Source organism: Roseofilum sp. Guam (assembly GCF_017746735.1).
Classification (GTDB): domain Bacteria; phylum Cyanobacteriota; class Cyanobacteriia; order Cyanobacteriales; family Desertifilaceae; genus Roseofilum; species Roseofilum reptotaenium.
Genome location: NZ_JAGHZN010000019.1, coordinates 23,948 through 48,078, shown reverse-complemented (window position 1 = coordinate 48,078; position 24,131 = coordinate 23,948). Strand labels below are relative to the sequence as shown.

Here is a 24,131-nt window from a genome sequence, read left to right as displayed (position 1 = left end):
GTTTATGTTTATTTAGGATTTATTTTCTCGATAATTTCTCTAGAAATCATCCGACGACGACGATACCATGTCGCCATACCAATTAATAGGCCAGAAAGAGCAAATGCTGCCAATAAAGGCAAAATTTCTCCAGTTTGAATTGCCTTAACACCTTCACTTCCCAATAGAATAAAAGGAAACAGACCCAATATCGTTCCGATCGCTGTGCCTAACAGATAATCTTTAAAACTGACTGATGTTAAACCCGCCGCAAAATTAACGATTCCGTAAGGAATAACCGGCAGCAGGCGAATAGCAAAAATATAGAATACACCTCCTTGATAAATTTCCGCATCCATAGCTTTCCAATAACCTTTAAGCTTATCAGACACCATTTTTTGCCCCTTTATTCGAGTAAATCCAAAGCCAATTAAGGCAGAAATAATGGACGCTAAACTCGTCCAAAATAATCCCAACCAAGGCCCAAATATTACTCCCCCCATCAAATTTAGAGGTGTAGTTGGCAAAATTAGCAAGGTTGAGATGATATAAATCATCATAAAAAAGAGTGGAGTCCAAAATCCTGTAGATTCTAGCCAAAGCTCCAGTTTTGAAGAATCAACTCCCGCCAACCCGTAAACCCCTGCTAGAGTCACAATAATACTAATAACAAAAATAATCAGAAAAATACCTTTCATTCAACCTAATAAAGATCGGCTATCTATTTTGGCTTTCAAGACTCGCCAGGACATCTAATTTTATTGAGTTCACAAAGTCTACTGCTTGACGATTATTTTTTGCCCAAATTTCTCTATTGATACGATCTTTATCCAGAACATTATCTATATTTTTAGGAGTTAAAAGAAGCCCAAAATCATCAAACTCTTTTTTCTCTTCATTACCTAAAACACGATTCACAACCAAGTCCCCAATCGGCTTTATATAATGAGAGTCATCAACATAATTATTCATAGTTTCAGATAGGGGTTCAGTCGTAATACTATTATAATTGAAAAAATCCCAAACAGGCGCGATCGAAACCATTCGTCTTTTCCAATCTTCCAAAACACTCCATTTCCCACTGGCATAAATTGATTCTAGTCGAATCGCATGAGCAGGAGAAAAATAAATAATCAATTCTACATTATGTTTTTGACACAGATCAACAATTTTTTGAAACTCGTGAATATATTCTTCTGATAGTTTATAATCATGATGTAACTTAAAATAAAGTTTTGTAGATCCCTCAAATCGAATGGTTGTATTACCGTCCTCTTTCTTGAAGTAAGGCAAGAACCCCTGTTGTGATAATGCTTCTTCATTCTCCGATCCTTCTACACTTGCTTCAATAGTTTCTTGGCTCGCTTCCAGGGTATCTAAAGATAACAGAGTATTGAGAAAATCTTCAAAAACAATATGTTTTTTTTCTAAACGAGACTCAGTAAAACTGGGCTGATTGTCTAAATTTGCATTAAACATAAAGAAATCCAACCCTAAAATCACTCTCTGTAAATTTGGATTATTCACGAGTGTGTGCTCAACATATCTCCTCAGTTCATAAATATTTGCACCATTAAGACCTAGGTTATAAACAGGGGCAAAAGTTTGTAGGGATGGATGATTGGGATCTAAAGCTCTTTTCATTCTGGATGAGCCAAGTAAAATAGTATTGGGTTTAAGATGAATAATCTCTATGGCTTTATAGAGCCTATCATTATTTTCCTTGTTGGGTTTATGATGATTTAATCCATAAACCACAAATTTTTCATCATATACTCCGTATGGATCAATTATCATATTGAAGCTCCCCACGACAATTAACGGTAGGGCCATAAATGAAAAGAATAAAATATTAAAAAATATGTACTTTTTGTTTTTTCTTTTAAAAGGCAGATTACTTTTATAGATCATTTTTGATTCATAGGGAATAAGTTAGAACTGAAAATACAAAAATTCTGATACACGATTCATAGATAATAAGCAGATTCCGGTTAATAAACCCAGGCAACAAGACCAGATAAAATCAGGTTTGAATTTGTGCATCAGTTCTTGGGTATTTGGCATATATTTGACAGCAATGGTTAAGAGGACTAGAATCACAAATGGTAAGCGATCGCTATCCCAAAACTCTGGCAAGTAATTCAATGATCGCCAGGATTGAACTTGAATTCCAAATTGAGTTAATATAGCCAGTCTTCCGGTTGGCTCTCCAGGTAAAACCAATCCATTTCCAGCCATCATAACTTGTAAAATTTTCAGCCCGTTCGATAGGGTATCGGCTCTAAATAAAACCCAGGCTCCAATAACAGACAAAAACGTAATTAACCACGATAGAAGCTTAGGTAGAGAAATATTTAACTTACGCCAACCATGATTAACACAAAGATAGAAACCGTGCAGTCCTCCCCAGATCACATAAGTCCAACCTGCACCATGCCATAATCCCCCAAGCAACATGGTCATCATTAGATTAGTATAACGCTGAACTTCCCCTTGACGACTACCTCCTAGAGGAATATAGAGATAATCCCGCAGGAAGTTAGATAAAGTAATGTGCCAACGTCGCCAAAAATCACTAATGGACGTGGCTTTGTAAGGGGAATTAAAGTTAATGGGTAAGTTAATATTAAACAATAATCCTAAACCGATCGCCATATCAGAGTAGCCAGAGAAGTCAAAGTACAGTTGATAGGTATAACTGAGTACACCAACCCAGGATTCAATGAAAGTAATTTCATTGGGGTGATCGAATACGGTAGCGACCCAAGGGGAAAGATTATCCGCGATTAAAACCTTCTTACATAATCCCAGGCTAAATAATACTAGACCTCGGCTAAAATTCTCATGGGAAAAAATATACTTCCTAAAGTTCCGTAATTGCGGGATCAATTCATCATGACGAAGAATAGGGCCAGCAATCAATTGAGGAAAGAAGACGACAAATAAGCTATAGGTTAAAATATCATAGTTGAGGTCTTTCGTTTCTCCTCGATAGGCATCGACCAGATAAGCAATTTGGGTAAAGGTATAAAAAGAGATTGCTAAGGGTAAAATAATTGTAGGAATAGAGAAGTTAGCCTGAATAACTTGGTTGGCAGAAGTGATGAAGAAGTTCGCATACTTGTAGTAACCAATCGTGACTAAATTGAGAGTAATCCCGATCCAGAGTAAGGTTTTAGCAGATTGACTTTTGGGTTGAGCATAGGCAATGCTCTTTCCCATTTGATAGTTAAAAATAACGGATATGAACAGGAGGGGCAAGTAAGCAATATTCCAATAGGCATAAAATGCAAAGGAAGCCGCAGTTAACCAAACTTGAGATGCTTTGATCAATTTGAATTGATTTAAAGTCAAAAATACCGTTAAGGTTATCGGTAAAAATACAAAAATAAAAATGTAAGAGTTGAACAGCATTTTTGTTTTTGAGAAAAGAGAACTATCAAAACTGAGTTAACTTTGGTTACTCATTAGAACAAGATTGATCCCAATGGGTTGTTTGTTCAACAGTTTGGTCTTCCCCTGGTGGGACAGTGCGCTCATCCATAAAATAGACTGTGATTTGATCCATTTGTTGTTCACCGGTATGATTTTGATTCCAAGTTCGGCATAAGTAGTCAGCGAAATAAGGATAAAGACGTTTACCAATCGATCGATTCAGGTTGATATAATAGGTTCGCCACTGCATGTTTGGATACCAGCGATTCCGTTGTTTGAGAGTGGGTTTTTCCCAACTTACTTCTCCTGTTGTTCGGTTGAGAAGATCTACGAATGTGCCATCTTTCAGTTGGCCTTGAATGATGTGCCAGCCATCATCTTTAGGAGGAGAGGGGGCAAAAATACTCCATCCTTGATCTAAGCGAGTTAAACCGCCAAATCCTTCTATTCTCTGAAAAGTTCTTTTGGATAGAATTCGATTGATGTTATGGTCTCGACTTAGGGTTCTGTTGGCTAATTTTTTAATGTTCCAAAAGGTGGCATAAGTAAATAGCAAGATCGCCACTACACTTAAGAAAGAAGATGGTCGAACAACTAATGGACGGAATTTAAAGGGAGCGGTAAACTTACCGGCAAATTTACGGTTATTGGCAATAGTCTCATAGAATTTATTACCCAAATTCATTAAGGGTTGCCAACGTAAAACTCTGGCAAAAGGCTTGAAGATGGGAGATAAACTAACTACATAGGCGATCGCGTCCCACTTAAAACGGCGCTTCTCTTGCCAATCCACCACTACCCAAGAATTGTAGGCTTCCATATCAGCGTAAATTGAGGGTTCATTTTGAGCGCAGGTGAGGGGAGTAGTACCGGGTAGAACTAAGAACGTTCGTAGTAGATAAACTACTTTTTTGCAAAAACCACACTCTGCGTCATAGTAAATTTTTAATCCCATGCGTTGTGGAGTGGCTACACGCTTTTCGAGATAATCCCAAAATTCACTCGGAAGAAAAACCAACCAGCTTGCACTGCTAAGAAATGGAAAAATTCCAATTTCAAATCCTAAGCCAAAGCTAATATGGAGAAGAATAAACGTTATAACTGTGAGCGTTCTAACGATAGGAGTCCGAAAGGGGACAAATAGCAATAAAGGGCCTAACCATTCAATCACTAATGTGGAATGAGTTGCCAGAGTCATGAGCGGGGGGAAATTCAAACCCCATTCAGCGACTGGAGTAGCATATTGATCAAAACTAAAAGCGTAATAAACTGCATCGCCGTCAGGGAACCAAATTGAACTACTGACTTTGAAGGCAGCAGAAAACATATAGATATAGCATTGCTGAAAATGTAAGGCTAAGGTTGCCCCAGTTAAAATTCGTTTGGGAAGTTTTTCACGTGAAGAGTTGAGCGCACTATCGATGGAATAGGTGGCTCCTAAAGGTAAAAACATGGCCCAAAACATTAGTGCCCTAATTACATCATCAGCAGCAAAAATAACAAATGGATGGCGATTATGAAGAGAAATTAATAAGGCCCAAGATGCAATGGTGGCTAATCGAGTTCTGTACCCAACCAGCATTCCTAATGCCATGAGTAAAGCAAAGGAAAATAATAGGGCTTGAACAATGGTTTGACCGCTGAGAGCATGAATTGACCAATACCCAGGTTTGAGAAGTTCAAATAAGACAGGTGTGGGTAAAACACCTTCATTAGAGTATAGGTCTCGGATATCTCTAGAGCGGATCAATAAATCGGCGATTAAGACGAGGGATAAACCGATTCGGAATAAGGCAAAAGAGCGCAAGTCTAACCCAAATATCTGTTCTAGTTTATTGCGCCAGGGAGATAAGACTGACTTGCTTTCACTCACCATTGTATGACCCTCTATTTTAAAGTTCTATTGAATACCTGTGGGATAGTTTTTAGCTTTACGTTTTCGAGTTTTAAAAATCCAATTTACCCATCCCATCCACCATCCTTGTAACCAACTGAGGAAAACTTGTAGGCGATGAGAGATCGTGGGCATCCTAATTAAATAAACCAGATTTCTAAATAAAAAAGCAAGCGATCCATGAAAATGTAGACCAAAGCTAGATACTGCTGCGTCATTCACTCCTACGGTTATCATTTCGCCTAAATGAAGATACCGAAACTTTTTGAGTCGTTTTTGGTGGACTCTAGACCGGAGATTTTTGGCTGCAACTGGTGCTTGTTGATATGCAGCTTGAGCTGTCCGGGGAATTTCTGAGTTACTGGGGATATCGGCAATATCGCCCAAGGCAAATACTTCTGGATATCCTTTTAACTGAAGGGTAGGTTCGACTAATAATTGTCCATAACGATTATGTTCACAGTCTAGATCTAAAACCCACGATCGCGCTTTAGTCCCTGTTGTCCAAATCACTAAGTCAGTCGGCAATGTTATGGTTTCATTGGCTTGTTCGACGATTAACCGATTGGCTTGGACTAAGTTAACTTGGGTTAGGAAACTAATCCTTACGTTTCTTTCTTCCAGTGCTTTTTCAGCGGTGAGGCGAGTTGCTTTGGTAAAAGATCGCAGAATTCTATCTCCCCTCGTAATTAAACGGACTTCTGCTTTCTGTCCTAAATAGTCTGCAATTTTCGTGGCTAATTCGACTCCAGAAGGCCCCCCTCCGACAATGGCTATTTGGACAGGAGCTTTGCTTAGACTCCGAAAATCCTGTAATTTCTTTTTTAAAAATTCAGTATCCTTTAGAGTCCGAAAACTGACAGCATGTTCTTTGACTCCAGGGACATTATCGATCAGACTCTTTACTCCTACTGCAATAATCAAATAATCATACTGAAGTTCTCCCCTGTCTTGTAGGTAAACTTGCTGTTTTTTTAAATCAGTTCCTAGGATATGATCTTGATAGAATTTGATTTTTTTCTGGCGAATTAACTTCGAGAAGGGGGGGGCAATTTCCCAAATTTGAAGTTCATTGGTAATTAATTCATAGAGTAAAGGGGTAAATAAAATATGATCGTTTTGATCGATGAGGGTGACTTGTAGTTCAGAAAAGCGCTGGAGATATAAGGCCGCATAGAGTCCTCCAAATCCTCCCCCAAGAATACAGACCTTGAAAGGGGATTGAATGCTTGTATGAGGGGAGGAAAGATCAATAGGAGTATGCATGATCAGTTTTGGCCAGAGGTGGGATTGGGTTCGGGTAAAGAATCTAGAATGGGTTTCAATTCTTTGACAAGCTGCTCACCTCTAACTTTCCTCCCTTCAGGATTTAAATGGTAATGGGTATCGGCAAACCAGCTAACATTACTTTGAACATTTAAGGTATCTGGATCGTAAATTAAGGGAGCTATTTTTTCGAGTTTTTCGATGGTGATTTGTACATTTTTGATGGTTTTGTCGTTTCTATCGCCATAAATCCAAGGCAACGATAGGATGAGTGTACCGCCTTTGGCTTCCACTTCAGTTTTAAACTGACTAATCCGCTTAATTGCATGTTTGGAAGGGGGTTTGTTAACGACCATTTGCCACCACTTTCCAGTACGCTCTTGATAAGCAATGGGGTCTCCTTGGGCGGTGACATCTGAATAGTAACCGGTTAATTTTCCTTCTTCAATTAAGTCCCATGTGGATTCAACGGCTCCCCGAAGGGTGAGAACGCCTAATAAGAAGCCTTCTTGAGCAAGTTCTTTGGCAGGAATATTGCCAACTGTGGGTTGTCCGGTGGCAATGGCTAGAGCAGCGGAGCGATCGCTAATTCCATCGTCATCCCACAAAACGAAATTGTATTCTGGAATCAACAATACCACATCTCCAGGCTGAACATGCTGGAGAATACTGGGTAAAATGACATTTAATCCCACTGGACCGTCTAATCCGAGATTTAAGACCGGGATACCGAGTTGCTCCTGCAAGAGGACGGAATCAATGGTGAAATGAGCACCCGATCCTCCCATAATCAGGAGTCTGCGGGGGGCTTCTATGGGTTCAGAGGCGATCGCCATCTTCGATTCATATAACCTCCGTAACCAACTCAAATTCCCCCCATAGCGAGCATTATGGTAATAGCCGATACCCCATGCTATTCCCGCAATTAATACCCAACTGCCTAATCTTAGTGCTGTCTGCATAGGTTTCTCAATCTAGTTTAGAAATCAAAATAGATAAACTCTGAAGGAGTATTTGCCCCAAGCAAAATAGCCAATCCTAATAATCCTCTGGAAACCCAAGGGGACACCAAGATATCATATTCTGCTCGTTTTTGCCAAACGGCCAAATGTTCAAGAAAGAGAACTCCTAAAGCTAAAGCCAGGGTGACCATTAAAGCACTCATTTGATTGGTATTATAATCCCTAAAAACGGATGTAAAATTACCAAAAGAATAAGCCAACGGATTAATTAAGGATTTTAACTTCAGGACTAATCGACCGATATTAGTATCCATGAAGAATAGACAACCCAACGTTACAGAGACAAACGTTAATCCCCAAGAGATAAACTCAGTTTTAGAAGTCCACTGTCCTATCAGCTTTTGGAAGGGACGACCGGCGTATCGTAAAACCAGAAGGAGTCCTCCATGATAAGCGCCCCAGAGGATAAAATTCCAGGCGGCTCCATGCCAAAAACCGGACAATGTAAACGTAACAAATAAGTAAAAGGGGGCCCATTTTTTGTTTCGGCCCATCAAAGGGATGAACACATAATCTCGGAACCAGTTACTTAGGGTAATATGCCAGCGCCGCCAAAATTCCTGAATACTAACAGAGGTATAGGGGGCTAAAAAATTAAGCTCTAGCTTGACTCCAAAAAACTTTGCAATGCCCACCGCCATAAAACTATAGCCCCCAAAGTCAAAGTAAATTCTGAGGGTAAAGAGAAAGGCATGGAACCAAATAAACCAAGCATTACTGGTTTCTTGTAACTCAATATAAGGGGCAATGTTATCGGCAAGGACAAATTTCATGAACATCCCTAAGGATAACCAGCGCAACCCATATTCTAAGTTTTCCACAGTAAACTTAAACTGAAAGCCTTGGAGCTGGGGTAAAAGTTGACTACGCCGTTCAATTGGACCCGCAACAATTTGGGGGAAAAAGGCAATAAAGTTTACATAATCGACAAAATTAATCGGCTTTTTCCGCTTAGAGACATAGGAATCAACAACGAAAGCCACCATTTGAAACGTATAGAAGGAGATGCCTGGTGGAATTTGCTGGAATACCGGTAGCGGAAACGTTTGTTTCCAGTTAGAAGGGATCGTAAACCCTAAACCGATCACATCTTCAACCAAGAAAGTTAAGTATTTGAAGTAAGCTAAAACACTGACATCAAAAATAATTAAGGTTGCCGCCACTAGATAGGCTTTCCAACCTTTATACTGCAACATAAACTTCACCATCAGGTAATTAAAGATAACCTGAAAGATGAAGATAATGAAGCTGGAGAAGCTAGCATTTAAGAATAAAATTAGGGACAGAAACATTAAGCCCAAGGTATCCAAATACCTTGGCCACAAGTTAAAACTTTTGCCAATGAGCCTAATTGTAAAAAATGGAACTGAAAATAAAAACAGAATCCACCAGAAAGAAAAATCGGAGAAGTTCAATGAGTGGCTTCCTCTCTTAACGCTGTGATCGGTGGGGTGAGACTTGATCTTCAACAGCTAAGGAGAGAAGAACCCCTCCTTAACTTCAAAAGTATAGCTGTCAGGGGAAAAATAAGGGTTCAGTTTACTTACCTTTAAAGAATCCACCCCAGCCTGATTTCTTCGTTTTTTCTGCTGGTGCCGCCTTGGCTTCTTCTCCCTCTGAACTATCCAAGTCAGAAATATCAAATTCAGATACTAAATATTGGGCTGCATTTTCAATGGTGGGGTGATCCCAAAATAGAGTAGAGGGTAATTCTACATCATCTAGATCTAGCCAATCTTCTAAGTCTCCCACTAAGGTTACCGCATCAATGGAATCTAAACCATAGCGAGTTAGAGATTCGCTAACATCAATTTCGTCTGGTTTTTTAGACAATACTTCAGCTAACTGGTTAACCAGCCAAGTTTGCAGCACTTCAACAGGTGATTGTTCAGTTTGAGTTTGTTCGGACGTAGAATTTTGAACTTGCATGGGTTGGAGTCTCCTCTGTTTAGAGAGTTGCTAGTTGGAAAGGAACAATAGAGAACATTTGTTTCTGTTCATACAGCTTAACGAGTTGCTGGGCAACGGTTTCCATATAGGGAGCAGGAACCGGATGCGATCGCCCGAAGGGGGCTAACAGTCGATTTAGGCTTAGAATCAGCCATTTGCCCTCAGCGAAAAACTCATCTAGGTTTTCCCGATTATAAACCCACATCTGCACACATGAAGCTGCTGCATGTAAGGTGCAATATTTTTTCGCCAACTCAAACAGTTCTGGGGATTGATTGTGACCATATTCAAAGGCTGAGTTAGCAATGAATTGATCGTGGGCATCAAGCTCCTCAAGAATAGCTTGAGTCAAGGCAATCAGGGGTTCAATAATTTCTGGGCTGACTGCATTTTTCTCTTTCAGCATCTTAAGCTGGCCTAAAGTAATTTCTAAGCCTTGTAGAACATCATCCGCCCCACGGCCAACTAATTCTAATTTCTCTGGTTCAAACTTAGGAAGCTCTTGATCTAAGGCAAAGATCGTATTCAGACGCTGACCAATTTGTTCCATTTTAGTGTCATTTCGTCTGGATCTAGATTTAGAAATTTGACGAAATTGGAGCAACAAGGCATGGAGATTCACGACACTACTGCCATCAAATACACTAATAATTGAATTGTCTCGTAAAACTTTCTGGAAAATCCCCGAATCATGTTCTTCACGCATATAGAATCGTGAACCCAACACCACGGAGATATCATTAATCATGTTCTCCAGTTGAATGGTGACGAAATACTTGACGACGGCTGCCCAAACACTGAATTGTTGGGGGACAACATGAAATCCCCTAGCTGAGGCGATCGTTTCACACTCACAGATGAGAAGATCCAAAAATGCATTGACCAAAGTATGGCGGGGTTGGGGCATCTGAAAAACAGTTGTTCCATAAACCGCCCGTGAGAGGGCAAATTTTAGGGTAGTTCTCAAAGCTGTGTCTGCGGCTCCATGGGAAAATGCAGAACACAAGGTGCGCGTAATTTGGAATCCTTTCAGGGCTAACTCTAATCCGGCACCTTCTTCTTTCAAGAGCATATCATCAGGAACAAAGCAATCTTTGAACCCAATACCACTCATATCTGATGCCCGAATTCCATGGGTCAAAATTTTGGGCAAATTGTAATACTGATCGGGATTTAGACGGCTTTTATCTACCATAAATAGGGACAGGCTTCTGGCTGCTGCACTGTCCTCTGTTTTGGCTAAAATGTAAGAAACACCAGAAATGGTTGCCCGGTTAATCGGCCATTTTTCTCCGTTTAAGAGGTAACCTCCATCGACTTTCTTGGCACTGAGGTCTCCTCCTGTTAAATCAGCGCCATGTTCCCGTTCGGAATAACCAAGACACATGGCACCATTTTCATTTCTCATGTAATTCGATAACCAAGCTTTTTGCTCTGGAGTACCGGCCATCCAGGTAATAAATGACCAAAACATGGTTGTAAAGGCAATACCAATGGTTTGGTCTCTGCGACATAAGACCCGAACAATAGCAACAAACTCTTCAAAGGAGGTAAACTCACCCCCATATTGCTGGGGAACATAGTAGTTCTGAAGTTTCCAGTCATAGAGCCAGTTTACTTGCTCATGGGGAAATGCTTCTGATTCATCAATATCAACGACCTGTTTATAGGACATGATATTATCGGGAGATTCTGGATTCCCCAGAGCCTGTTCTAGCTTTTCAGCTAGGCAATATTGTTTCAGTTGCTGCATGGACTTTTCCAAAGATAACAGAATCAAGATTGAGATTGAGATTGAAGCTCGGAAGCAAGGGAGTCTACTTCACTTTGTAAATTGCGATAGGTAATCGAGAATTTGGGATTTTCACACCAGTCTGCAACCACGGTTAAGTTCCCTTCTAAGAAGTTGTTACGACAGGCTCGCCGTTGAATTTTGCCACTGGCTGTTTTGAGAATATTCCCCGCTTTAGCTAATACGATCGCATAGGGTTGGATTTCATGAATTTCAGAAATGGCCTGACGAATATCGCCAATGACTTTTTCCGTATCGAAATTTTGGGCTTTGCGTTCGACTTCTTGAACAATAACCAGTTGTTCTTGTCCTTTTGCTTCAATGGAGAAGGCGGCACCATAATCGGATCGCAAGTCTGGATGAAGTCCTTGCACCGTCCATTCCAGGTCTTGGGGATAGTGGTTTGTCCCGTGAATAATAATCAGATCTTTGATTCGACCTGTAATATAAATCTCTCCTTCATGGAGGAATCCTAAGTCACCCGTGCGTAGAAAAGGCCCTTCTTGGGTATCTTTAGTATAGGCTTGGAAGGTTTCTTTTGTGGCTTCTGGCCGCTGCCAATATCCCTGAGCGACGCTGGGATCTTTGACCCAAATTTCCCCAACAGTTTGCTCATTGCATCGGGTTAAGGTACTCGGCTCAACGATCGCCACTTCAGTTTCACAGACTAAGCGACCACAGGAGGGATAGATTCGTACTCCTTCTTCATCTGGTGAAGCCGTCACTACCCGATTTTGTTCTAGTTCGGCTGTATCTACAGGGAGAAATACGGGATCGGTGAGTTTGGGTTTTGTTGATACTAAGAGGGTATTTTCGGCTAAACCATAGGAAGGGGCAAAGGTATTCCAGCGAAACCCACAGGATTCAAAGGTTTCATAAAAGGTGCGCATGACTTCTGGGTTAATCGGTTCTGCCGCATTTCCAGCGGCTTCCCAAGAGCTTAAATCAAGAGTTTCGAGTTGCTTGGGCTTAACCCGGCGTACACAGAGGTGATACGCAAAGTTAGGAGCTTGGCTATGAGTCGCCTTGTACTTGGACATGGCTTGCAACCACCGCAAGGGTTGTTTAATGAAGGAAAAGGGCGACATGATGTAGCAGGGGGTGGCGTTAAATAAAGGAACCATCATTCCTTCTACTAAGCCATAGTCATGGAAGTAGGGCATCCAGGTAACGCTGATACTGTTGGTATCATATCCACAGGCTCTTTGCAGATAGCCGCAGTGATGCATTAAGTTGCTGTGGTTAAGCATTACCCCCTTGGGGGTTGAGGTTGAGCCGGATGTGTATTGCAGGTAGGCTAGGGTCTCTGAGGTGACTTGAGGGTCTTCCCATTGGTTCGCAAGGTCTAGGGAAATGGTTGAGGTATCAATCCATTGCAGGGTTTCGAGTTCGGGAAACTCTTCCGAGCCTTCCGCCATTAAGGACTGAATTTGTGTCGTCGTTAGTACCAGAGAAGCTTGGGCATCTTGGATAATGGCTCGTAGTCTGGGAAGGGTGCGTTTGAGGCGACCAGATTCTGGAGGGGGAACGGGAATGGCGATCGCACCCGCATATAAACAACCGAGGAATGCCGCCACTACGTCTACCCCTTGAGGGTATAGTAACAGAGCGCGTTCCCCTGAGGCTTGATGCTGCTGCAAGTAAGCGGCGATCGCCTGGACTTGCTGCTGCAACAAACGATACGTTAATGGGTCTGTTTCTTTTTTACCATCCGCTAAAAATACATAGGCTAATTGATCTGGCTTGTTAACTGCCAAGTCCCGCAAACACTCAATTACAGTCGCATACTTGAGAGTTGGGGATATAGAGTTTTCCACTTCTACACTCATGAATACCGTTCCAATAGAGATCGAAGCCACAAGAGAGAATTATCTTGTGACGAGTTAGAGTTTTTACCTAAACTTTGCTTGGAGTACTTGATTTTTTAATCAGAATCTAAGTAGTATTATGGCACAGACCTCTTAGAGGTGTCATCTGTTCTAGAAGATCTTTACTAAAACTTTATAGAACCCCTTCTGTTGGTGGGAACCCATCATCGCTAGAGCTGTCACCATCCAGATTCTGGAAAGGCGACCCTTGCCACCCTGACCGCGATCGCACTCGCTCGAATGGGTGATGCGATCGTGAAAAATTGTAAACTTTAACCAAAGGATGGGGGGATGAGGGCAACTGTTGATATAGTGCGTAGCGCTAGGCAACAGGCAACGGGCAACAGTAGACTGTGAAAGACTTATAGGATTTAGACATGTCCTAACCATAAAACGTAGCGCTATACTCATGGGCAAAGGCTATACCCAAGAGTGCTTGTAATATTTTTTCCATGAGGTATAGTTTGAAGCCTTAGACCCTAAGCGAGACAAGCTTTTGCCTATTACTAGAGTGCGAAGTGCTATAAACACTACGGTTTAGCGATCCATCCTTTGACTTCACTATCGAGGAGAGGTTTCTCTAGTTTCACATATTCACTTTTTGCCGCTTGCAAAATATGTTTCATCTGCACAGCTTCATCATTTTCTGCTGCTAGAAAAGCCGCATTGAGGGCAATATTGCGGATATTTCCTCCAGAAATACTCAGTTTTGCTAGTTTGTTCATATCTAAATCTTGAGTCGGCGTTTCCGGGGGGAAAATTCTGCGCCAAATTTCTGCCCGTTGTTTAATATCAGGAAAATTGAAAGGAACAATAAATCGAATCCGTCGCATAAAGGCATTATCTAAGGCTCCTTTGAGGTTAGTGGTGAGAATAGCAAGACCTTGATAAGCTTCCATCCGTTGCAAAAGATAGCTCACTTCAATGTTAGCGTGGCGATCATGAGAATCTTTAACTTCCGAACGTTTTCCAAACAGAGCATCGGCTTCATCAAATAATAGGATAGTGCCTCCACTTTCAGCCGCATCAAACACGCGGCGTAGGTTTTTTTCAGTTTCACCAATATATTTACTGACTACAGAGCTTAGATCAATTTTATATAAGTCTAATTGCAGAGTATTCGCAAGAACTTCGGCGGCTGTCGTTTTTCCTGTGCCACTGGGGCCGGAAAACAGGGCGCTGATGCCTAAGCCGCGTCCACTTTTGCGCCGAAAGCCCCAATTTTCATAGACTTTTGCCCGTTGGCGTAGGTGAGCAGCCATGGTTTGCAAGGTTTGCATTTGAGTCTCAGGAAGCACTAGGTCATCCCAAGTTGCTTTGATTTCGATCCGTTGGGCGAGGTCGTCCATGCGGGGGCGGGCTTGTTGGCGGCAGGCTCTCCACAGTTCTTTAGTAATAGTTTCAGGGGGTTCACTGCGGTTTTTACTGAGGGTGTGGGCGCAGATCGTTTGAATTTGAGTACTGGTAAGGTTGAATTGGGAAATTAAGGTTTGCACTTGCCCGTTAAGTTCGATACCCCATGAATCGAGGTGAGTTTGCCAATATTGGGATTGTTGGGTCAGGGTGGGTTTGTGGACTTCAAGATTGATGATGGAGCGGTTGGGGATGGAGAGGCGATCGCTACTCGTCAGAATCACCGGTGTGCTAATCTCTTGAATGAGCTTAATGAGCGCTAAGTTTTGGTTCAGGGGAGTGGCAAGTTTATCGCAATTAATCAACAGCGCATACCCTTTGAGAAAGGCTTCTCGATGCCATAACCTCAGCAGTTGATGCACATCATGGGGACTAGAGGGCAGTTGAGCGGGATCGAGATGATGGAGGGTTAGATTAAGACTAGCAAATGCAGTGGTGGCGATCGCCTGTTTACTCCGACTATCTTCCCCACACAGTTGTACTAAAGGAAACTCTTTACCATTAGCAGCACCCACCCAAGTATCCACTAACGTTTGAATCAGTTCATGGTCATGTTCCATTAGCGATACCGAAAAGTCCAGCGATCCGATCAGAGCTTCGAGTGGCAACGGTTGAGTTTTGACTCCAGCTAAATAATGCAGAATACTCTCATCAATTCGCAGAGGACTCAGGGTAAACGACGGCCCCGCTCCCAGTTCAATTAAGCGCCAGTAGCGCAAGGGAGATTCCGGCGTTAAAGCGCTCCAATGGGGGCGATCTAAGAGTTTGAGGGCTAACCCAAATGTTGGGTAAGATTTCTGAGCTATTCCTTGGAGCTGACTTAACCAGTCTAAAAACTGTTCATCTAATTCTGCACCCGCACATAACAGTAAAATATCCCGTTCAAAACTCGACAGATTAAACGTACTGCACAGTTGATCGAGGGCAAATTGAGAGTCTTCTAAATCAGGAATCGATTCACCTTCCTCGGTGACTGTTTCTGCTGGACTATCCCGACTAATTTTTTCATTAATCCTGGCTTGCAGTTTGGCTAACCCTTGGATTAAATCCTGTTGATTTTCATTTTGCCAAGTGTAGTTTAATAAATCAGTCATGGCTTAATAAAAATTTAGTTAGCAATTTGGACATAAGGATAGTTGATAATCTTATAGCGCTTTGCGCTAGGTAATAGGTAATAGGGAATAGGGTTGTGGTATATGGCTGTGTAAAACGGTACCTTGAAGGGGATATTGACCAGAAGAATTTGGGGATACAGTTAGTTCTTTAGACTGTTCTAAGATAATCAACTCTACCGCTTCTCCAGCTTCAAACGGTAATCCTTCGAGCAGCAAGGTTCCATCTTCTTTCAGGATAGCGGTGAGTTTGTATGCGTTCATTATGTTAGCTCCAGATGTTATGTTATGGAATCATTCCAACGTGAGAATGGGGCCAATATATTGTTCATAGGTGGGACTATTGGGATCGAGATCCACATCCAATAAGCTTTCTGCGCCATCAACTTGAATACGAACAAAATAGTCTCCCGGTTGTACATTGCTAATGGGAATAACTGGAGTGCGGGTATTTTCCCGAATGGGGGTACTGTTGAAGAGATAGGCGATCGCATTTTCGCTAGAGTATTCATTGAGCATGAGCACCACTCGCTGTCCCAAACCGATGGTGAGGTTCGTGCGAATAATGACTTGACCCAAGCGGCGGTCTTCTTCTGTTCCTTCAATGTCTATCAGTTCATAACCCAGAAAACTCGGACGCACTACAAAGGGAAAAACATTAGACTCAACTTTTTGAACCGGTTCAGTTGTCGTACTAGGACGGGGAGGACGGCGACCATTTTGAGAGGGAAGGGAGGGCAATTGGGGATGGATCACTTGCAGGGATTGGACTCCAGCCCGTAGATGGGTATTGGGAACCAGACGCAGAGGAAGGCTTAATTCTGTGTCGTTGATGATTTGGGGAGTGACTTCGGCTTGATTGATCCGAACTTGGGCGATCGAATGGGAGAGGAATCGACCGCGAATGCGGAGGGTGCTATTGGCTAAAATAGGCATATACTTGCCTGTGGTATTGATCACTTGATCGACCACAGGTTGTTTCGGGAAGGGGCCGCCAATCATGCGGCGATCGCGCACGGGTAGTGAAGATTTGGCTGATATATCGCTTTCAATCAGAATCACACTGATTTTATAGACCACAGATAAAGCATGGGGAGTCTGAAAAAAAACTGACCAAATTTTCGAGAGTTCATCCGTAGAAACAGAGATAAATTCCGTCCGAATTTGCTCAATTTGATCGGCTAAATCCGACCCTTCTAAGTAATCAAATGTCGGATCATTAATCGTTTCCTGAATCATCTGAGGTGTAAAAACCAACTGATCTTCTAACGCACGAGCCACACACCCTAAAAGTCGTTGCGGTTCTAATTCAGCATCATTACCGTAACAAGAAATCACGTAAAATAAATCTAGAGCTGCTTGCCTGCGCTTAACCATATCTCCCCGTCGTTGAAAGTTGGGAGTGTCTTGATTGGTTAAAGCCGGATTGCGTTTGATGTGATATAGGTATAGATTCACCCCAGTTTCTGGGATACCGCCCCCTGCACCATCAGGGCGGACTGTGGTTACCCTAGAACCATCTACATCCGTTTGTATCGCTTGCTGAATAATGCGCTGCATGGTCGCTGTGGCCGTGGCGATCGCTAAATAATTAGCCATTCAATTCACTCACTCGCTTCACTGCTCTGTCCATTCTGGAGTCAGACCCTGCTCCAGAATAACGTAATGGGGTCTTAGCGGCTATCTTAACTTAGGATTAGCCATTCCTCTATACATTAATTTTTGTTGTTTTTTATTGATGTTTATTAGACATTTATTATCTCTTTATAAGATAAGTTAAGTTGTGTAAATCTTCAAGAAAAACCCTTAAAAAAGTAGTCATCAATCCCTCGGTTATTGTATGGTGGCACTATCGTGGTTTAAGAGTTTATTTGAGGAAACCTATCTCCCTAATTCTTTGATTTTTCTATCCAAATTTGGATAAAGTCATCTCTTAGCCCATTTATTAACCAGAATTCTCCACAGTAATTTGGTATTCGGAAGGAATCCACTATGGCGAGACTTGATTATTACGCTCCCGGTGTTTATATCGAAGAAGTCAATCGTGGCAGTCGTCCCATTGAGGGAGTCCCGACTGCCGTAGGAGGCTTCGTTGGTTTTACCGAGGACATCCGAGGTGGCGCAGAACCGTTTAAACCGATGTTGGTCACCACTTGGGATCAATATCTGCAATATTTTGGCCGACCTAACTCCGACGGGTTTACCGACTTTGGGGCCTACTTACCGCTAAGTGTCTATGGATGGTTCCTCAATGGCGGTGGTCGCTGTTGGGTTGTTAGTATTGGCACTCGCTTACCCGGTTCCCCAGAACCAGAAGCAACAGAAACCGGAACCAGCATTATGAACCGGGGAAACCGACCTTCCCTAAAATTCTCTATCCGTCCAGGTTCTGACCTCACCACTACCGATAATGGCTCGATCAATGCCATGCTCGTACCTGTGGATCGCTCCGTTCGGGTGCAAATTATGGATGGAGAACCCAAACCCCCACCATCGAGTACGAGTTCTTCAAGTGCAAGTTCTTCAAGTACGACCGAGAGTACTTCAAGTACGACCGAGAGTACCTCCAGTACAACCATTCCCGCGAATACAGGCGAATTTTTCAGTGTAGTCATCGCCCAAGGAGATGAAGAACTCGAACGGTTTGAAAACCTGACCATGAATCCCCAAATTGATTCCTCCGTGGCTACCTATGTGGTTACAGCCCTAGAAGAATCAGAATATATTGCTGCTATAGACCTATCCATCAGTGGCTCTCCCCTAGCCCGACGACCCAGTAATGGATTGTATGAAATCAGCCCTCCCGTAGTGATGCCTTCTCCTGACCGCTTCTCCCAACATATTGAAGGGGTAAGAGATGACCGTACAGGTGTTCGAGGACTCTTCGAGATTGACGAAGTCACGATCATGGCTTGTCCCGATCTAATGAAAGTCTATGAAACGGGCCTGATTAACATCGACCAACTGCACGGGATTATGGATGTAATGGTCAGCCTCTGTGAAGGAGCTGCCGATGGCGATATTCCTAATGCTCCCAACCGGATGGTGATTCTCGATCCACCCCCAGACCGGGTAAAACCCCAACAAATCAGTCGTTGGCTGCGGGAGGAATTTAACCGCCGTTCCCAATTTGCTGCTCTCTATTATCCCTGGATTCGGGTTCCTAATCCCAGAAATGCTGGTCGCCCAGTAGCCATTCCTCCCAGCGGTTATATGGCAGGGGTTTGGTCTCGCAACGATGAAACGCGAGGCGTTTATAAAGCACCTGCCAACGAAGTCCCCAGAGGAGTTATCGGTTTAGCTTACGATTGTAATTTCCGGGAACAGGAACTGCTTAACCCTGCGGGGATTAACTGTATCCGTCCCTTCCCCAACCGAGGTATTCGAGTTTGGGGTGCTCGAACTCTGGTTGAGCCGGATAATATCCAATGGCGCTATATCAACGTTCGCCGCTTGATGAGCTACATCGAGAAATCCATTGAAAATGGAATGCAATGGGTCGTCTTTGAACCCAACGATGAAGACCTGTGGCAACGGGTGAAACGCACGATTACCAGTTTCTTAACCGATTTATGGCGAGCTGGTGCGTTGATGGGAGGATCTCCTGCTGAAGCTTTCTACGTCAAGTGTGATTCTGATATTAATACTCCCCAAAGTATGATGCTCGGTCGATTGTATGTAGAAGTCGGTATTGCTCCCGTGCGACCGGCTGAATTTGTGATCTTCCGTATCAGTCAGTGGACGGCTGAAGGCGAAGGTTAAGAAGCCTCTTCAGGAGATTGGATTAATTCTAATCTCCTGATACATTCAAACCCTAAAAATATCAGCAAAAGGACAGTTACACCATGGCAGCTCCAGTTTATACAACTACAGCCAACCGATTTTATCTAAACTTTGAAGGTTTAGAAAACTTAGAAATAAAAAGTATGGCTGCTCTGACCTATGAAGGTAAGGTAACCGGTGGAGATAAACCCATTCACTGTGGTAAACAGGGTGCAGGAAGACATACCACGATCGCTGGCTATGAAACCAACCCTTCTATGACTATTGAAGTTTATGTGAATGACGATACCCAAGGAGCAGCGGCGCGACTATTTGAATGGTTTTTAGACGTGATGCCGAAAGATGAAGGGGGAAATGGAAATTGGGCGAACAGTCGTAAATCGGGTTCAATAATAGTCTTCGATCCAAGTAATGCTGAAGTCCTGCGATGGAATCTAGACCGAGCTTGGATCAAAAAATATTCGGTTTCTGATGTCGATGCCACTTCTGGGGAATTAGTCATGGAAACCTATGAGTTTGTGGCCGAGAGAATCACCAAAGTGGTCTCTATGTCACAAGCCGCTTAGACCCTTAACTTCTCTACCCTTTCCCATCTAATCATAACCATCTAAAGCGGAGATGTAACTATGGAGTATTTGACCCAAGCCCGGTTTTATTTTGAAGTGAAAGGCATTACGACCCTACAATTACAAAAAGTCAGTGGCCTTTCCATGAGCATTGAACCCGCAGCCGAAGGACAAGCTATTTATGCGGGTAAGAATGTGTCTGCTGGAACCCAAATTACGCCATCTCATGTATCCTATGAGAATATGACCTTAGAGTTTGTCACAACCGTAGAAAATGATGCTCTAATTAACTGGTACACCAGCTCTCATCCCTCATCCATGACTGGGGGTACAACCACGGCTGTTGAAGAGGCTGGAGAGGCTTCTTTAATCATCTATAAGCAGAATGGCCAAGAAGGAGCAAGGTACAATATTACGGATGCTGTTCCCGCTAAATATACGACGACTCAAGCGAGTGCGGACAGTACGGATTTATTCAAGGAAACGATAGAAATTAGCCATACTGGGATTAGAAAAGTACCCACGGAAGGGACGCGGATTGCACCATTACCAACAACATAAATTATAATTGAAGCAACTGAACTAACACAGGCAAGGGTTTCATCCCTTGTCTGGTTGTTTTGACTGAAAAACGATCCGGATTGCCTGACTATGCTACCTCGTTTTCCCAATATTAATCTATCTCGCCAACCCGGTAGACAATACTCTAATATCTCTTCCAGGTTTTCTAGTCGGGGGAAAGATGCATTTGAAATTCAACGGAATTTGGCTGAAATCCTGACTGCGTGCCGGTTTTATGTAGAATTAACCTTAGATGGATCGAAAGATGGAGTCGATGGGTTATTCATGGAGTGCAAGGGATTTAAGGTGGCTCAAGAGGTGGTTGAGTTTACTGAGGTTTTTCCAGAACCTTGGGGCAAAGCCAAGCGAGGAATGCTGTATACGTCTAAACTCCCTGGTGCTAAGACAACCATTGATAATATTAGTCTCCGGCGAGGGTTAAGTGGCTCGGAAACCCTCTGGAATTGGTTGAATGCGGTGCAAGAGGGCAATTGGGAAAAACAGCGACGCAATGGTTCCATTACTGTTTATCGTCAGAATGGTAATATGGGCGCTTTATTTCAGTTTGAAAATGCTTGGCCCATTAGTTATAGTGTTACGGATAATGCGGCTTCAAGTTCCGAGTTGGCTTGCGAAGAGTTGGAAATAGCCTGTGAGGTGTTCAAGCGGGTTTCTCCTCCGTAGTTCGAGAAACGGGGCATGGGGATGAGTGATACAGCGCTTTGCGCTGGGGAATAGGAAATAGGAAATAGGGTTGTGGTACATGGAGAGAGAGCAGTCAAGCTTGTGTTTCATAACGCAAGCCAAGCGGTGTAAGATTTAAGCCCAATGAATTTATCTTAATAGTTTATGTTGCAAACTGAGTTTGATTTTACTTTACCGAAAGGCTATTTAGATTCCGATGGAAATCTTCACCGTCAGGGAAAGATGCGCCTCTCTCGTGCCATGGATGAAATTATCCCGATGCGCGATCCTAGGGTAATGGATAATCCGGCTTATGCGACGGTGATTATTTTGGCGCGAGTTATTGTTCAATTGGGAACCCTACAGGAAATTTCTCCGGCAGTGATTGAAAATATGTTTGCGGTAGATTTAAGCTATCTTCAAGATTTTTATCGTCAGATTAATGAGTTGGAACCAGTAGAGAATGAGTGAGGAAATGGATGATTCGATGGGTTTTACCTTTGTTTTACCTAAAGGGTTGGTGGACGAAGGGGGAAAGGTTCATCGAGAAGGGGTGATGCGTTTCGCGACTGCAAAAGATGAGATAATTGGCGATCGCCACCCCAATGTCTCTGACTACCCAGATTATCACGCTCTCGTCATGCTCTCGCGCACGATCGAACAACTCGGTACACTCCCCTCTGTAACACCAGAAGCCTTAGAAAATCTATTTTTAGTCGATTTAGATTACTTACTCGATCTATACAACACCATTAACCCTGCGGAAGCAGAATTAGTGATGCTGGGGGAGTAACCGGCTACCCCCTACCCCAGTTATATCGGGAGGTAGCCTTTATCGCTTTTCATTTTCACTGGTCTAGAGCAGAAATTTTAGCTCTAGAGCATCAGGAGCGTCAGCAATGGGTTGAACAAATTGCAGGTATGCTAAATCCGGAATAGTCATGAATTTTTTCATTTTTAATTGTTTAAGATAGGATGGGAGAGTTAGCAAAACCTCACACTGGATGGGTCATGTCTAGTTCTGTCCCTGAAGAAGTTAGTTATCCGCGAAGACAACGGCAGTTGCAGAGTGTCATTCTGAAACTGGGGTTACCAGAAAGCTCCCCAGTGCAATGGCATTTACTCGATAAAGCGCTGACCCATCCGAGTATATCGTCCACAGAAAACTATGAGCAGTTGGAGTTTATTGGCGATGCGGTGGTTCGGATTGCGGCTTCAGAATTATTGATGGAATTGTATCCGGATGCGTCGGTGGGAGAATTTTCAGCCATTCGGAAAATTTTGGTGAGCGATCGCACGTTAGCCCAGTTAGCTGATAGTTACAGTTTAGAACAAGACTTGCTCATGGATCGGGGCACAGCCAGCGATAAACTTGGCCGTTCGTCCCGTCTCGCGGATGCCTTTGAAGCCATTTTAGGGGCACTGTACTTGAGTACTCATACCCTGGAACTGATCCGACCTTGGCTTGATAGTCATTTTACTGTGCTGTCTACAGAGATTCGTAAAGATCCGGCTCGACGAGATTATAAATCAGCTCTGCAAGAATGGACTCAAGCCGTTCATAAGGTTTTACCCGAATATAAACTGATTACGGTAGAATCGCAAAAACGGACAGCCGAACCCTTTACGGCTCAGGTTTGGGTGCAGGGAGAACCTTACGGTACAGGAAAAGGGCGATCGCGCAAAGCGGCTGAACAAGCAGCGGCTCAAGATGCCTTATTTAAGATCAAAACCACTGAAGAGGGGTGAAAAAAATACAGCGTGGATAAACCATTTAAGATTGCCATTTTGGGCGCGGGTCGATGGGGAAACCATTTAATCCGTAATTTCCTCGAACATCCCCAGACGGAAGTTGTAGCAGTGGTAGACCCCAACTCTGACCGACGAGAGGCGATCAAAAATCGGTATAATATGCCTGACTCAGTGCAGTTAACCGATGACTGGCAGGGAGTTTTGGCGCGTCCAGAAGTGGAATTAGTGGCGATCGCCACCCCCGCATCAACCCACTACGACATCATTAAATACGCCCTCACTCAGAATTGTCACGTATTAGCCGAAAAACCCCTCACCCTAGATGCCGAAGAATGTCTAGAGCTGTGCCGTCTAGCGGAAACCCAACAACGGCAATTGGTAGTTGATCATACCTATCTGTTTCATCCCGTGGTGCAACAAGGAAAAGAGGCACTCTCTTCTGGAACAGTCGGAGACCTACGCTATGGATATGCAGCCCGCACCCATTTAGGCCCCGTGCGCCAAGATGTAGATGCGCTCTGGGACTTAGCCATCCACGATCTCGCTATCTTTAATTACTGGTTAGGGGAAACCCCCGTAGAAGTCGAGGCTACCGCCGACACCTGGTTACAACCCGGTTTCCCCGATGTGGTTTGGGTGAAACTCCTCTATCCCAGTGGATTTAAAGCTACCATTCACCTCTGTTGGCTCAACCCGGATAAACAACGCCGTTTAGCCGTGGTTGGGTCTCAAGGAACGTTAATTTTTGATGAACTCAGTGCCGATCCTCTGATTGTGCAACAGGGACAGTTTGACATTCAAGGGTCGAATTTTACTCCAGTTGGGATGAACCGGGAGGTACTGGCAACTCCTCCAGGAGAACCCTTAAAACAAGTCTGCGATCATTTTCTCCAGTGTGTCCGCCATAATCAACCCTCTTCCCACTCGTCCGGATGGGTTGGAGCTGACCTAGTTCGCACTCTGCAACAGATTCAATCAAAAATGAACGGCTAGTCCAATTAAATTGTTAATTATTTATGTGAATTATTTGATTGTTAATTGATATTCTTATCGA

Annotated in this window: 23 protein-coding genes; 9 read left to right on the top strand and 14 right to left on the bottom strand. The window is 43.1% G+C overall.

Translation table 11 applies throughout. The annotated features are described in order from the left end of the window. Positions 1 to 8: 8 nt before the first annotated feature. The 14 genes from J7529_RS09215 to J7529_RS09150 all read right to left on the bottom strand — a co-directional run bounded on the left by J7529_RS09215 (position 9) and on the right by J7529_RS09150 (position 17,330). A complete protein-coding gene (locus J7529_RS09215; RefSeq protein ID WP_318728730.1) occupies positions 9 to 677 on the bottom strand; it encodes a TVP38/TMEM64 family protein in 669 nt (222 codons plus the stop codon). A 19-nt stretch (positions 678 to 696) separates the two neighbouring features. Further along, positions 697 to 1,890, bottom strand: a complete 1,194-nt coding sequence (locus J7529_RS09210) for a hypothetical protein (RefSeq protein ID WP_318728729.1) — start codon at positions 1,888 to 1,890, stop codon at positions 697 to 699. Between the two features lie 21 nt (positions 1,891 to 1,911). Further along, positions 1,912 to 3,393 (bottom strand): MBOAT family protein, encoded by a 1,482-nt coding sequence (locus tag J7529_RS09205; protein WP_318728728.1) that lies wholly within the window; start codon positions 3,391 to 3,393, stop codon positions 1,912 to 1,914. Positions 3,394 to 3,439: 46 nt separating this feature from the next. Then, the gene (locus J7529_RS09200; protein ID WP_318728727.1) at positions 3,440 to 5,290 is read right to left on the bottom strand and encodes a DCC1-like thiol-disulfide oxidoreductase family protein; all 1,851 of its coding nucleotides are present in this window, start codon (positions 5,288 to 5,290) and stop codon (positions 3,440 to 3,442) included. A 24-nt stretch (positions 5,291 to 5,314) separates the two neighbouring features. Further along, positions 5,315 to 6,574: an NAD(P)/FAD-dependent oxidoreductase gene (locus J7529_RS09195; RefSeq protein WP_271944640.1), complete on the bottom strand. Its 1,260-nt coding sequence runs from the start codon at positions 6,572 to 6,574 to the stop codon at positions 5,315 to 5,317. Between the two features lie 2 nt (positions 6,575 to 6,576). Further along, complete coding sequence (locus J7529_RS09190; RefSeq protein WP_271944642.1) at positions 6,577 to 7,536, bottom strand: hypothetical protein; 960 nt, start codon at positions 7,534 to 7,536, stop codon at positions 6,577 to 6,579. A 17-nt stretch (positions 7,537 to 7,553) separates the two neighbouring features. Next, complete coding sequence (locus tag J7529_RS09185) at positions 7,554 to 9,011, bottom strand: MBOAT family O-acyltransferase (protein ID WP_413038854.1); 1,458 nt, start codon at positions 9,009 to 9,011, stop codon at positions 7,554 to 7,556. Between the two features lie 124 nt (positions 9,012 to 9,135). Further along, the gene (locus tag J7529_RS09180; RefSeq protein WP_271944646.1) at positions 9,136 to 9,525 is read right to left on the bottom strand and encodes an acyl carrier protein; all 390 of its coding nucleotides are present in this window, start codon (positions 9,523 to 9,525) and stop codon (positions 9,136 to 9,138) included. A gap of 19 nt (positions 9,526 to 9,544) precedes the next feature. Further along, positions 9,545 to 11,299: an acyl-CoA dehydrogenase family protein gene (locus J7529_RS09175; RefSeq protein ID WP_318728725.1), complete on the bottom strand. Its 1,755-nt coding sequence runs from the start codon at positions 11,297 to 11,299 to the stop codon at positions 9,545 to 9,547. Positions 11,300 to 11,322: 23 nt separating this feature from the next. After that, entirely contained in the window at positions 11,323 to 13,167 is a 1,845-nt protein-coding gene (locus tag J7529_RS09170) for a fatty acyl-AMP ligase (RefSeq protein ID WP_413038859.1), read from the bottom strand. A 150-nt stretch (positions 13,168 to 13,317) separates the two neighbouring features. Beyond that, a complete protein-coding gene (locus J7529_RS09165; protein ID WP_318728723.1) occupies positions 13,318 to 13,536 on the bottom strand; it encodes a hypothetical protein in 219 nt (72 codons plus the stop codon). Between the two features lie 200 nt (positions 13,537 to 13,736). Continuing rightward, the gene (locus J7529_RS09160) at positions 13,737 to 15,713 is read right to left on the bottom strand and encodes an ATP-binding protein (RefSeq protein WP_318728722.1); all 1,977 of its coding nucleotides are present in this window, start codon (positions 15,711 to 15,713) and stop codon (positions 13,737 to 13,739) included. A 66-nt stretch (positions 15,714 to 15,779) separates the two neighbouring features. Continuing rightward, positions 15,780 to 15,995 carry a hypothetical protein gene (locus tag J7529_RS09155; RefSeq protein ID WP_318728721.1) on the bottom strand — a complete coding sequence of 72 codons (216 nt, stop codon included), beginning with the start codon at positions 15,993 to 15,995 and terminating at the stop codon, positions 15,780 to 15,782. 30 nt (positions 15,996 to 16,025) lie between these two features. Beyond that, positions 16,026 to 17,330, bottom strand: a complete 1,305-nt coding sequence (locus J7529_RS09150; protein WP_271944656.1) for a DUF4255 domain-containing protein — start codon at positions 17,328 to 17,330, stop codon at positions 16,026 to 16,028. A gap of 393 nt (positions 17,331 to 17,723) precedes the next feature. On the opposite strand from J7529_RS09150, the gene J7529_RS09145 reads away from it, so the two are divergent. The 9 genes from J7529_RS09145 (at position 17,724) to J7529_RS09110 (ending at position 24,070) form a co-directional block, all read left to right on the top strand. After that, positions 17,724 to 19,493: a phage tail sheath family protein gene (locus J7529_RS09145; protein WP_318728720.1), complete on the top strand. Its 1,770-nt coding sequence runs from the start codon at positions 17,724 to 17,726 to the stop codon at positions 19,491 to 19,493. 83 nt (positions 19,494 to 19,576) lie between these two features. Continuing rightward, the gene (locus J7529_RS09140; RefSeq protein ID WP_271944659.1) at positions 19,577 to 20,080 is read left to right on the top strand and encodes a phage tail protein; all 504 of its coding nucleotides are present in this window, start codon (positions 19,577 to 19,579) and stop codon (positions 20,078 to 20,080) included. Between the two features lie 60 nt (positions 20,081 to 20,140). Beyond that, the gene (locus J7529_RS09135; RefSeq protein WP_318728719.1) at positions 20,141 to 20,641 is read left to right on the top strand and encodes a phage tail protein; all 501 of its coding nucleotides are present in this window, start codon (positions 20,141 to 20,143) and stop codon (positions 20,639 to 20,641) included. Between the two features lie 90 nt (positions 20,642 to 20,731). Further along, positions 20,732 to 21,325: a phage tail protein gene (locus tag J7529_RS09130; RefSeq protein ID WP_271944663.1), complete on the top strand. Its 594-nt coding sequence runs from the start codon at positions 20,732 to 20,734 to the stop codon at positions 21,323 to 21,325. 165 nt (positions 21,326 to 21,490) lie between these two features. Next, entirely contained in the window at positions 21,491 to 21,796 is a 306-nt protein-coding gene (locus J7529_RS09125; RefSeq protein WP_271944665.1) for a hypothetical protein, read from the top strand. Beyond that, positions 21,789 to 22,118 (top strand): hypothetical protein, encoded by a 330-nt coding sequence (locus tag J7529_RS09120; protein ID WP_318728718.1) that lies wholly within the window; start codon positions 21,789 to 21,791, stop codon positions 22,116 to 22,118. The genes J7529_RS09125 and J7529_RS09120 overlap by 8 nt, the downstream gene beginning before the upstream one ends. Then, positions 22,097 to 22,264 (top strand): DUF6760 family protein, encoded by a 168-nt coding sequence (locus J7529_RS24675; RefSeq protein ID WP_413038858.1) that lies wholly within the window; start codon positions 22,097 to 22,099, stop codon positions 22,262 to 22,264. The genes J7529_RS09120 and J7529_RS24675 overlap by 22 nt, the downstream gene beginning before the upstream one ends. A gap of 72 nt (positions 22,265 to 22,336) precedes the next feature. Next, positions 22,337 to 23,074 (top strand): ribonuclease III, encoded by a 738-nt coding sequence (rnc, locus tag J7529_RS09115; RefSeq protein WP_271944669.1) that lies wholly within the window; start codon positions 22,337 to 22,339, stop codon positions 23,072 to 23,074. 12 nt (positions 23,075 to 23,086) lie between these two features. Beyond that, positions 23,087 to 24,070, top strand: a complete 984-nt coding sequence (locus J7529_RS09110; protein WP_318728717.1) for a Gfo/Idh/MocA family oxidoreductase — start codon at positions 23,087 to 23,089, stop codon at positions 24,068 to 24,070. The last annotated feature ends 61 nt before the right edge of the window (positions 24,071 to 24,131 follow it).